Annotated in this window: 11 protein-coding genes; 1 reads left to right on the top strand and 10 read right to left on the bottom strand. The window is 40.3% G+C overall.

Annotation, left to right across the window (positions count from 1 at the left end; genetic code table 11):
* Window positions 1-110: 110 nt before the first annotated feature.
* On the bottom strand, window positions 111-578 hold the full coding sequence (locus tag J9537_RS06145; RefSeq protein WP_218257103.1) for a PTS sugar transporter subunit IIA: 468 nt from the start codon (window positions 576-578) through the stop codon (window positions 111-113).
* Between the two features lie 83 nt (window positions 579-661).
* Between J9537_RS06145 and J9537_RS06140 the strand changes: the two genes are divergently transcribed.
* Window positions 662-1384, top strand: coding sequence for a MurR/RpiR family transcriptional regulator (locus J9537_RS06140; RefSeq protein ID WP_010744539.1), 723 nt, complete (start codon window positions 662-664; stop codon window positions 1382-1384).
* Here J9537_RS06140 and J9537_RS06135 read toward each other — a convergent pair whose 3' ends face one another.
* From J9537_RS06135 to J9537_RS06095, 9 genes are all read right to left on the bottom strand, one after another.
* Window positions 1385-2761: a gluconokinase gene (locus tag J9537_RS06135; RefSeq protein WP_218257102.1), complete on the bottom strand. Its 1377-nt coding sequence runs from the start codon at window positions 2759-2761 to the stop codon at window positions 1385-1387.
* Window positions 2758-3657, bottom strand: a complete 900-nt coding sequence (gene gnd / locus J9537_RS06130) for a phosphogluconate dehydrogenase (NAD(+)-dependent, decarboxylating) (protein ID WP_218257101.1) — start codon at window positions 3655-3657, stop codon at window positions 2758-2760. The genes J9537_RS06135 and gnd overlap by 4 nt, the downstream gene beginning before the upstream one ends.
* A gap of 84 nt (window positions 3658-3741) precedes the next feature.
* Complete coding sequence (locus tag J9537_RS06125) at window positions 3742-5073, bottom strand: 6-phospho-alpha-glucosidase (RefSeq protein WP_218257100.1); 1332 nt, start codon at window positions 5071-5073, stop codon at window positions 3742-3744.
* A gap of 2 nt (window positions 5074-5075) precedes the next feature.
* Window positions 5076-6689, bottom strand: coding sequence for a PTS transporter subunit EIIC (locus J9537_RS06120; protein ID WP_218257339.1), 1614 nt, complete (start codon window positions 6687-6689; stop codon window positions 5076-5078).
* A gap of 180 nt (window positions 6690-6869) precedes the next feature.
* Window positions 6870-7964 (bottom strand): YncE family protein, encoded by a 1095-nt coding sequence (locus tag J9537_RS06115; RefSeq protein ID WP_218257099.1) that lies wholly within the window; start codon window positions 7962-7964, stop codon window positions 6870-6872.
* Between the two features lie 234 nt (window positions 7965-8198).
* Window positions 8199-9200 (bottom strand): DUF6933 domain-containing protein, encoded by a 1002-nt coding sequence (locus J9537_RS06110; protein WP_218257098.1) that lies wholly within the window; start codon window positions 9198-9200, stop codon window positions 8199-8201.
* A 169-nt stretch (window positions 9201-9369) separates the two neighbouring features.
* A complete protein-coding gene (locus tag J9537_RS06105) occupies window positions 9370-9636 on the bottom strand; it encodes a type B 50S ribosomal protein L31 (RefSeq protein WP_010744532.1) in 267 nt (88 codons plus the stop codon).
* Window positions 9637-9734: 98 nt separating this feature from the next.
* Window positions 9735-11030 (bottom strand): transcription termination factor Rho, encoded by a 1296-nt coding sequence (rho, locus tag J9537_RS06100; RefSeq protein ID WP_010744531.1) that lies wholly within the window; start codon window positions 11028-11030, stop codon window positions 9735-9737.
* Window positions 11030-12301 (bottom strand): UDP-N-acetylglucosamine 1-carboxyvinyltransferase, encoded by a 1272-nt coding sequence (locus J9537_RS06095; protein WP_218257097.1) that lies wholly within the window; start codon window positions 12299-12301, stop codon window positions 11030-11032. The genes rho and J9537_RS06095 overlap by 1 nt, the downstream gene beginning before the upstream one ends.
* Window positions 12302-12360: the final 59 nt, after the last annotated feature.

Below are 12360 nucleotides of genomic sequence, written 5' to 3'. Positions count from 1 at the left end.
AACTTACAGACGACCAGTATCAATACATTTTTGATTCCTTAAAAAGAAATGGCAGACAGAAAAAAAGAACTTTCAACCAAGAAAGTTCTTCTGAGTTATTCATTACAACTTCATCTTACTTCAGCAGCTACTTCACCGACCTGTTTCTCCCCAACAATCACCATTACTTCTTTATCTGTTATTTCGGGAAAAACCACAATCACACTAGCATCTTTATTATTTTCCGCTAAAAAAGCAAGGTCAACTTGAATTAATGGTTCTCCTACTTTGACCTGTTGTCCTTTCTGAATCATCGAGCTAAAGCCGTCGCCATTTAATTCTACAGTGTCCAGTCCAATATGGATTAAAACATCCAAGCCATCTTCAGCCTCTATGGTAAGTGCGTGCAGTGTTGGAAATAAGGATTTGATCGTTCCTTTAACAGGTGCGCAGATCTTTCCATTTTTAGGTTCAACTGCAAAACCCTCACCCATCATTTTTTCACTAAAAACGGGATCACTAACTTCTTTCAAATTAAAGACTCTTCCGTCAACAGGGGTATCTATTTTCATCCCTTTACTTTTAAATAAATTAAACATCTATCGTTCTCCTTTCTATCTCATCTTTTTACTAAAAGCGATAGTGTATAATACAAATAATCAGTACATTTAGGAGGGCAAATATGGACCTAGAATTGGTAACCAAAGGTAAGCAATTGTCTGAAAATGACCAAGCAATCTTAACTTACTTAGCCACACATATAAATGAGTTAGAAGGGGTATCATTAAGAAAGATCGCAACAACGCTTTACACATCACCCGCAACGATTGTTCGTTTAGCACAAAAATTAGATTTCTCTGGTTATTTAGAGCTGTTTTATTTTTTGAAAAATCAATACCAGCCACAAAATCAACTTGTTGAAGCGACAGTCGATATTTCTATTCCCACTGAAAAAATTGCTCCCTCGATCCAAAATATGAAACAAATCTATCAAGAGAATCAAGACAAATTCATTACGATTTATGCGACGGGCTTTTCGAGTATTATCGCTGAGTACCTTTACAAGAAATTATTGGTCAATGGGATTAAGACACTCTTCGTCAATGCAGCTGATTCATCTGGAATTATCAATAACAACGCCGGAAATATCAGTATGCTGATTGTCATTTCAAAATCAGGCGAGACTCAAAAAGTCATTGAAAAAATGCAGTTTTCGCAAGAACGCAGCATTCCAACGATTCTCTTTACAGGAAACAGTCAGTCTCGTGCTACAAAGGCAGCAACCATTATTTTTGAGGTTGCTGATGAACGACCCTTGGATAGTCAAAACATTAAGTATAATGGCTTCTTCGGTAAATTATTGTTATTGATGGAGTACATTGTCCAAGAATTTACGCGCGAATAATTACTCGAAATAGTTTTTCGCGATTTTCTCATAAGCGGTACTGTTACCTAGGTTAGGTAGAAAAATTTGTTGACTTTCTTCAATCATCCGTGTTGGCTGTTCCAAGAGATAATACAACCCAAAAATGGGTTCATTTTCCTGTGCGTAGTAGCATTTTGTAGCAAAGATATCCGCCGCCAATTGTCCCAACGCAGTCGTCTGAAAGAAACCACCGCTAATAGAGAGCTCTTCATTTTCTGCTACGAGTTTTACTAGCTGGCGGATGTTTAAAAGAATTCCCTCTAAGACACTCCTCAGCATATCGTTTCTGGTATGCTGCAGGGTAAGGTCTCGAAACCCGCCTTTTATCTTATTGTTCCAATAGGGCGCGCGTTCTCCGTTCAAATAAGGCCAGAAACGCAGACCATTAGCTCCTACTGCTGTTTGAGCTAACAAATCGGGCAGTCTTTCATAAAAAGTCGCTGGATTCTCCGCCAGTTGTTCTGCCGCCCAGGCCAAAATCACTCCGCCATTGTTTGACGGTGCACCGCATACAAGCAGTTCCTTTTTTAAGTAGTAGCAGAAATTTTGCTTTTCCTGATCCAAATGAATATTTTTACTTATTTGACGAACCGCGGCACTTGTTCCAATTGTTAAACTAGCTGTTCTTCCGGTAGAGTAGTAGCTAGCGTAAGCTGCCAGCGTCCCATCGCTGGCCCCTACAACGACTTGAATAGTGTCGGGAAAACCAAAGAAACGCCTCTTTTCTGGCAACATTTCAAAAACCTGATCAGTATCTGCTAATGGTGCCAGCTGTTCTTCCTTAATCCTTAGATAATCAAGAATTTCACTACTCCATTGTTTTTTTCGCAAATCAAACAAACCTGTTGCAGATGCCGTTGCATAATCAACAACTGCCTCTCCGGTAAAATAGTCCATAACCAATTCCTTAATACCGTACCATCGAGTATCTGTCGGATATTTTTCTGATGTTTGAAAATACAGCAGCTTTGCAAATGGAGACATCGCATGGATAGGCGTCCCTGAAATCAGATAAAAGTGTTCGGCTAAATCAGACTGCTTAAATGTATCAATGAGACTAGCCGCCTGAAGATCTGACCATAGAAAAATTTGCTTTTTGCCATCATCCGGCATCAAGCTGTGCATCGCCGTACTGAAACTAATCCTTGTAATTTCGTTACGCAGCCACGCAGGAATGGCTAAAATACCTAATTTTAAACTTGCTAATAGTTCTGTCCCATTTTGATATTTGATGCGGTCATCTCCATAGGTTTGAAGTGGCAGCTCACTGGAATAAAGCAACTCGTTTTCCTGGATGATTCCCAATTTGATTGCTGTTGTTCCAATATCTATTCCTAAAAATACTGACAAAATCATTCATCCTTTACAAAGGCGTGTCCGCCAAACTGATTGCGCAATAATGCGACAAGCTTCTCGCTTATTTTATCATAATCCTCTGATGCAAAGCGCGTCATAAGTGATTGCGTAATCACAGGAAGGTTCACTTTTAAACGTAAAGCTTCCTCTACAGTCCATTTCCCTTCACCTGAAGAAGGAATGACTCCTGCGATTTCAGTCAGATCAAGCTGGTCTTGATAAACCTTTTCAGTTAACTCCATCAGCCATGAGCGGATTACCGATCCATGATTAAAGACTTGGGCAACCTCAGCCATCGAATAATCGTAAGGACTGTGATGTAATAAATTGAACCCTTCTCCAATTGCCTGCATCATGCCATATTCAATCCCGTTATGGACCATTTTAAGGTAATGACCACTCCCAGCCGGGCCACTATAAATACATCCTTTTTCCACACATAGTTTTTGGAACAATGGGGCTAACTCATCATAAATAAATCGTTCACCCCCGACCATCATACAAGCTCCATTTCTAGCGCCAAAAACTCCGCCGGACGTCCCAACATCTATAAAATGGATACCTTTAGTTTGACAATAGGCAGCGTTCGTCAAGCTATCCTGATAATGAGAGTTTCCAGCATCAATTATAATATCGTCTTTACCCATGCGATCAGCCGCTGCTGTCAACGTGTCATTTGTTAAAGCACCTGCCGGCAGCATCAGCCAAACAATTTGACGTTGTGATCGATCTGACAACAGACTCACGATATCTGAATAAAATGTTCCGCCCAGTTCAATCAAGCGTTTCCCGCTATCAAGATTGATATCATACCCTTTTACTTGGTAGTGATGGGTCAATAAATTCTCGGCAATCCCCATTCCCATTTTCCCTAAACCGATCATCGTGATCTTCATTATTGTTCCTCCTGAAATTTTTTAAAAAAGGGATCATAACAACAGCGAACTCATTGGCTCGCTGCTGTTACATCCCTTAAAAAATTAATGTAATTCTGGCCAAGTATCGCCATTTTCGACAATTAAATCGTCTAATAGTTCTTTGGCAACCTGTGCACTTGGAACTGTTTTAGACAAGGTCAAGGCCTGCCACATTTTTTGATAGCTGTTTTCAACATAAGCTTCGACTACTAATTTTTCAACAGTGACCTGCTGGAACATCAACGCTTGCTGGAATGCCGGGATTTGACCTTGAGCTAAGGCTTCTGGTCCATCAGTACCGACAATACAAGGAACTTCCACCATCGCATCATCAGGGAAATTGGCGATGGCGCCATTATTTTCAACAATCATTACCATACGCTCGTGAGTATTAAAAGCAATCGCACGTGCTAAATCAACGATGAACGTTGCATGCGCATCAATATCAAAAGCAATTCCCTTCGCTGAACCATTCGCGATGATTTGACGGGCATGATCAAAAACATTTTTTTCTCGACCTTGCATGACTTCATTGGCACGCGTAAATTCTGGATGATCCTTCATATGTTCAAAAACGTAATCAGGATACAGGTAATACTTCAAGTAAGTATTCGGCAAATAATCGGGGGTTACCGCTAAAATATCCTTCGCCTTTTTATGGGTCTCCTGCCAACTTGGGTCTGTGTGCTGAGTGTCTACTTCTATTTGTGTCAAGTAGCCATGTACGGAAACGTAATTACGAATTTGATCAATGTATTCATGGCCTTCTTTGTCTTTGACACTAGTCCACCAGCCAAAATGATTCAAGCCAAAGTAACGGACTTCTAGTTCTTCGGGCTTCTTACCAACAATTTGAGACATCCGACGTAAGGTTCCAACAGGCATGTCACAAATGTTTAACACCTTTGAATCTGGTCGTAATACTCGACAAGCTTCTGCTACAATTGCCGCCGGATTAGAATAATTCAGCATCCAGCAATCTGGTGAATACTTTTCCATATAATCGATGATTTCTAGCATGCCTGTGATACTGCGCATCCCATATGCAATTCCCCCAGGTCCACAGGTCTCCTGCCCAAAAACTCCATGACGCAACGGAACTTTTTCATCTTTTTCCCGCATCGCATATTTTCCGACGCGAATATGTGCCATACAGAAATCAACATCTGTAAAAGCCGTTTCTGGATCTGTTGTATAGATAAACTCAATCTCTGGTGCTTGTTCTCTCAATAATATCTCTAAGGCTTCTCCAAGCACTCCTTGGCGGTCACCGTCATTGTCGTATAGTTTCAACGTTCGCAATGGAAACCGCTCCAAATTGTCTAACATCATCATGACGATTCCCGGAGTAAACGTACTCCCGCCGCCGGCAATTACTACTGAAAATTTCTTCATAACTATTCGTCTCCTCCACTATCTCTACCTAAATATTTTTCAAGTTTTTCCCGAACTTGCGGGACAGTCAATCCATAGACCACATGGACATTTTCTCCGTTACTGATGACACCCTTTGCTTGAGTCTCATTTTTCAATAATCCTTCATCAACCAAAGCTGGATTTGCCAACTTCAACCGCAAACGGGTATAACAATTGTCGATTGTTTTGATATTCTCCGCACCACCTAAGCCTTCAACAATTATTCCAGATACTTCGTCCTCAGACGTAGGCACAGCTAATACGCCATTATCTGGTACAGACCCCTTCTTATCGTTATATTCTTTTTTCGAGTAAAGTTTCGTTTCCTGATCACTGTCTTCTCGTCCAACTGTTTTGAAATTGAACTTAACGATTAAGAAGCGGAAGATAAAGTAATAAATAAAGAAGAAGGCCACACCGACTAGAAGATAAATCGGCCAACGGGTCTTTTCTGTCCCCAACGGTATGTTGTATAGCAGAAAATCAATAAAGCCATTTGGTCCAATCGCCCGTGAACCAAAGATATTCAAAGCCACCATGCTCAATCCGCTTAATGCAGAATGAATGACAAACAATGCTGGTGCTACAAACATAAAAGAAAATTCAATCGGTTCAGTCACTCCAGCCACAAAAGATGTCACAACTGCCGGAATCAAAATAGCTTTTACTTTAAATTTATTTTCTGGTTTAGCCGTTTGATACATCGCTAGACAAGCACCGATCAAGCCAAACATTTTTGAAATTCCCCGTGCATCCCAAATCACACTTTGTGATAGAACTCTAACCGCAGGATCTGCGATTTCAGCAAAGTAAATATTTCGCGCCCCTTCAAATACTTGCCCACCAACTTCCGCCACGCCGCCAAGTGACGTGTATAGGAACGGTGTATAGATCAAATGGTGCAAACCAGTTGGGATCAATAGCCGTTCCAACGACCCATAGAGAAAAATCCCAAAATTCCCTGTCTTCTGAATGACACCGCCCAATCCGTCAATTCCTTGCTGAATAACCGGCCAGATAAATGAAAGTGCAATCGCTGCTAATACTAATACTGGAATCAAAACGATAAAGACAAATCGCGCTCCGCCATAAACCTGAAAAGCGTTATTAAATGTCGTATCGATGAAGCGATTATGAATTAATGCCACCACAATTCCAAGAATAATTCCTAAGAAAACTCCCATATCCAATACTTGAACACCTAAGACTAACGCTTGTCCCGATCCCTGAAGCTGATCTGGCGCTACCAGCATGTCTCTAAGTTCCATAAACTTGTTCATCGCATATAAGAAGACTAAGTAGCCAAGTAAAGCAGTAAATGCTGCTTCAGCTTTCTTTTTGTTTGCCAATCCTAAAGCAATGCCGACACAGAAAATTACTCCTAGGTTTGTTAAAACTGGCAACAGTGCAGCCGATAAAATACTCCCGAATCCCATTGTGATAGGATTATCTAAAAATCCAAACATTTCAATTAACCTTGGATTCGTAAAAACGTTTCCAATCGCGATCAAAATACCAGCAATTGGTAAGATCAGCACTGGAACAAACATTGCTTTCGAAAATTTTTGCATGCTATCCATGATTTTCGCTTTCATCATTTTATCTCCTTCTTTTTATGATGTGTTCAGTATACGGGGCAGCAGTACAAAAAGGAACCGATACCGCTTACAACTCAATGTGTTTCACGATATGAAATACGTTTCATCATGAGAAGCACAAAAAAGAACCCCTATTAAGGAGCTCTCGATAAACAGAAATTAGACAATCAAAAAAGACTACTCATGATCCTTTTTCGTAAGTAACTCTTCAATGTTCAATTGAATGACATGATCCACCAATACGGGGTTTCTTGTGCGATACGGCCATGCGCCACCTTCGAAAACAGCAAAAAGCTGATCACCGCCCACGGATACCTGTTCAATATATGGCGGTGTGTCAATCTCAAAGGCGGCGTCTTTTACTGAGAAAAAGTTATTGACTTTATCAAGATCAAAAAAGTAGAGTTTGCCAGAGCGCTCCGGTCCCCACGACTGAGACATAATCAAGTAATCTTTATAAAAAGCAATGCCTTGAATCATATCCAGTGTTTTCCATGAACCAAGAGAACGAGCAAATTGAGAGGATGGAACAGAAGTTAATCCAGCTTTTTTCTGCTCTCCTTGGTCAAAACTAGAGATTTTTTCCTGAGAACTGATTCTTAGTTCTCCTTGATCATTCAAACGATAAGTCGCCATACGCCCATACTCATTCAGTGTAAAATAACCAACGACCAGCACACCAGATGTGTAGGTTAGCGCCGAAGCATGAGAAACTTCTTTTAAAGAAATCTGCTGATGATAAGAAACGACCCGATCCGTTTTTAGCTGATAATCCTCGAGCTCTTTCAAATCAATCGACGATAAACCAGCGAAAAGTCCGCCCGTCGTGATCCAAATACGCTGATGCTTCGGATCATAGGCGATACCGCCGAGATGCGGACGACCAGGCAACACAACAGTTTTTATAAAGCGATGTGTCTCACGATCCAGCATGTAGATGACCGAATGATTTTCATGATCATGACTATAGGCCGAAATCAAAAGATACTTCTCCGTCAGCGTGATTCCCTGTGGCGTCATCGTAGAACTATCAGCAATCGCGTTCGTTTCCAGGCTGAGGGTCTTCGCTCTATAGAGTCCCGGAATTTTGTACATTCCGAAATCTTTGTTCTCATCCTGATTCGAAAAAGCTGCTTGATAAAAATGGCTATAGGGCTTCAATGCCTCCTGTTGCTGTTTAACATTTAGCCCATAGTGGGATGCTTCTGCAGTGGATGGAAAAAGGAAAAATAGAAGAAAAAAGAAAAGACTCCCATACCATTTCTTATACATAGTAAAGACTCCTAATTTTAGTTTTAAAATCATTTTTTACTATCAAAACCATAGCAGATAGTTTCAGAAACAACAATCAAAGCGCTTCTTTGTAAACAGCAAAAAACGAACGCCGCTAAAATAGGAAGTTCGTTGTTCATTGTTTACCTAATCCTGGTTAGACAGAAGTTCTCTAATCCTCTATCTGATCGAATCGAAATAAGTCAGCCGAATTGCACCAATCAAAATCGGCTCTTAATACCAACTATCACTCATCATCAGCGTCATCTTTCCAGTCTCTACTCCCAGTTCAATCTGGTCTCGTATTTCTGGCATAGCCGATTCCTTCACTTCACCTGCCGCAATCAAAAACTGATAGAATTTTTTTATCGCTGTACCAGCCTTTTTGACTGCATTTTCACTGATCCAAACATTTTTACTTGCTCCCCAACCAAAAAAGTCGCTAATGACATCGAAAGTCGTTACCGCTGAGTCAAAACCATAAAAAATCAAATAATTGCTTAGATAATCTTCAACATTGGCTAAGTGATGATTCACGGTTTTCTTTGTCAGCTTTTCAGACTTTTCAAGGTACTCTTTAAACGCATTTAAGATTAAGCGATTGTTAGCCAACGCTTTTTCGACCTCTTTTCCAGAAAATCCATCAACTTTATAATCGGTTAGACTTTCCCAGTCCTTCTTCACCACATAACTTTCCTCCGTTAATTCTTGTGAAAGTTCATGAATTAACAAAGGCTCCTTAAACGCTTCACGCAACTTATCAATGGGATATTGCTCTTTGAAAATGTCCTCTGCCAAATCAAGACTATTTTCAACATCCACGAGCGTATTAAAATCATATCGCTCATGATACTCCAATGAAAAAATCATATTCTTCATAATGCCAGTAACAACACGATTATAGCCCCCATTCACCTCCACTTCACCAGCTAGATCAAGATATTTTTCAATCTGCTTTTTTGGGATTCCTGCCGCTTGGAACACTTCCATAATAGCTTGTTGGAAAGTCTCGCTTAACTGCCCCTTATTCTTAGCATCGATTCCTACGAAAATAAGCGGGAAGTAGGTCAAGTCATTGACCACCAATAAAATCTTCTTTCTATTGACATTGAAATAATTCGCATGCCAAGAAAACAGCGGATTAAACTCAGAGAATCTTCGCGCCAATTGCTTGTCAGCAACGCTTGGTATTTTGTTAAAAAGTGGTAATGCTTTTTTTGTTGGATTAATAATCATTTGAATCCCTCATTTATCAATATTTCTTACAGTCGTTTCCTACGTCATTTCGCGTATAATTCAATTCTACAGTTAGTATATCAAAATTGGTACAACCTTTTTTAATTTTGAAATAAAAAAAGACCACATCCGAAAATGTAGTCTGTAAAACGTTGATAACTCAATGTTTTTATTTTTCCTCTGCGTTGGCGTCTTTGAGACCGTATTTTTTGTTGAAACGATCGACACGTCCATCTGCTTGAGTGAATTTTTGACGTCCAGTGTAGAATGGATGAGAATCTGAAGTAACTTCGACACGGATTACTGGGTAAGTATTTCCGTCTTCCCATTCAACTGTTTCTTGTGAAGTTTTAGTAGAACCTGACAAGAATTTGAAACCTGTTGTTGAGTCCATGAACACAACTGGATGATATTCTGGATGAATTCCTTGTTTCATAGTTTTTTCGCTCCTTTGCCCTGAATCATTTGCTGGTTCAGAGTTATTTTTGCAATTTGCAACATGAATATACTATCATGAATGAATCGACAATGCAATTATCTTTTTTGATTTCTACGGGTTGTTTTACCACCGAATGAAACGTCCTTGAAAGCTTTGAAAACATCATCGTTATTCTTCGTCTTTTTCAGGAAGTTCACGAATTGCGAAGTATATTCCAATGAATCTCCCGTCATGTTATTGCGAAGCTTGAAGATTTCTTCTAGACGTGAAGGAGCCATCAGCAATTCTTCTTTACGTGTACCAGATTTTTTAATGTCGATTGCTGGGAAGATCCGACGCTCAGACAATTCACGGGATAATTGTAATTCTAAGTTCCCTGTTCCTTTAAACTCTTCATAAATTACATCATCCATCCGACTACCAGTATCAACTAGTGCCGTCGCCAAAATAGTTAAGCTGCCACCTTCTTCAATGTTTCGAGCAGCACCAAAGAATTTCTTTGGCTTGTATAACGCTGCAGGATCGATCCCACCACTCAATGTCCGTCCGCTTGGCGGAACCACTAAATTGTATGCACGTGCAAGACGAGTGATGCTATCCATCAAAATCACCACATCTCGTTTGTCTTCCACTAAACGCATTGCGCGTTCCAAGACCAGTTCAGATACACGGGTGTGGTTCTGTGGTTGCTGATCAAATGTCGAATAAACCACATCACCTTTAACACTGCGTTCTAAATCTGTCACTTCTTCTGGACGCTCATCAATGAGTAACACAATCAATTCGACATCGGGATAATTATCAGTAATACCATTAGCAATCTCTTTAAGAATGGTTGTCTTCCCTGCTTTTGGAGGAGCAACGATCAATCCACGCTGACCGAAGCCTACTGGGGAGAAGATGTCGATCATTCGCGTAGACAAACGACCAGGTGTTGTTTCTAAAACGAGTTGTTTATCAGGATAAAGAGCAGTTAATGCAGGAAAATGCGGGCGTTCCTTCGCATCTTCTGGATCTTTACCATTGACACTTTCTACATGCATCAGCCCATAATAACGTTCAGATTCTTTGGGTGGACGAGCTTTGCCGGCCACTTTATCCCCATTTCTTAAACCAAAACGACGAATCTGTGAAGAGGAAATATAAATATCCTCCGCACTCGATCCATAGTTAATTGGACGTAAAAAGCCGTAGCCATCCTGTCCAATAATATCCAAGACTCCTTCCATATAAAAGAAGCCTTGTTTTTCTGCCTGTGCACGAATTACAGCCAGAGACAATTCCTTTTTATTCATTTGACTATAATAAGGAATTTTAAAATCTTTTGCATAAGCATAAATTTCTTTTAGCGTCTTGTTCTCAAGCTCCGCCATTGTTAAATAATCGCTCATTATTCCGCCTCTTCCTCGTCGATCATTTCGATAGTAGCACCAAGAGCCGTCAGTTTCTCAATAATATGATCATATCCTCGTAAAATATATTCCACGTTAAAAATTGTTGTTTTCCCTTCAGCCATTAATCCAGCAATAACTAAACAAGCACCCGCCCGCAAATCAGAAGCGACCACCTCGGCTCCATGCAATTTGCTTGGACCGTTTAATACAATTAAGTTGCCTTCAACACGAGCATCTGCCCCCATACGGACTAACTCAGGGATGTGATTTACTCGTTTTGAGTAAATCGTGTCAATAATTTCGGCCGTTCCCTGCGCTTTAAGCAATAGCGGTGTTAATGGTTGTTGTAGATCTGTCGCAAAACCTGGGTAAGGCGATGTTGTAACATCTACAGTCTTCAGATTCCTTGAAGGCAATACTTCGATGCTGTCTTCTGAAATATTCATTTCTACACCGATTTCTTCTAATTTCGCAATAAAGCTTTCAATGTGTTCATAGATGACATTATGCACGGTTACACCTTCACCCATAGCTGCAGCTAAAGCCAAATAAGTCCCCGCTTCAATGCGATCAGGAATAATTGAGTGGACACAGCCATGTAATTCCTCTACACCTTCAATCCGAATTTCATCCGTACCTGCACCACGAATTTTCGCACCCATATTATTTAATAACGTTGCAACATCAATAATTTCTGGTTCCTTTGCAGCATTCTCAATGATTGTCTTTCCTTTAGCTTTTACTGCTGCCAACATCACGTTAATCGTCGCGCCAATAGAAACCACATCCATAAAGATACGATCTCCCGTTAAGCTTTCTTCTTCTGTCCGCAAATAAATCACACCGTGTTCATTAGAAACATCGGCACCTAAACTTTCAAAGCCTTTAATGTGCAAGTCAATTGGACGAGGGCCTAAGAAACAGCCGCCAGGCAAACCAACCACCGCTTCACCAAATTTTCCTAACAAAGCTCCCATAAAATAGTAGGAAGCGCGTAACGAATTGATTTTTCCGCTTGGCATCGGAATCGATACAACATTACTTGGATCAATGACCATCCGATTATCTTCAAAGGAAACTTTCGCTCCCATGATTTCTAAAATTTCGATTAATGAATGCACATCTTGAATATCCGGCACTCCTTCTAATGTCACTGGCGAATCCGCCATGATTGCTGCTGGGATCAATGCAACGGCACTATTTTTTGCGCCGCTGATTGTAATATTACCTGATAATGGCTTTCCGCCATGGATTTCGATTTTTCTCATTTATTTTCACCTAATTAATTATTTTGAAGTTTATAGACCATTATCCATTCTAGCATATT

It is taken from the genome of Enterococcus raffinosus (assembly GCF_019175485.1).
Lineage (GTDB): Bacteria > Bacillota > Bacilli > Lactobacillales > Enterococcaceae > Enterococcus_A > Enterococcus_A raffinosus.
Note: the sequence above shows the minus strand (reverse complement) of the source record. Positions and strands in the feature narration are given on the sequence as shown.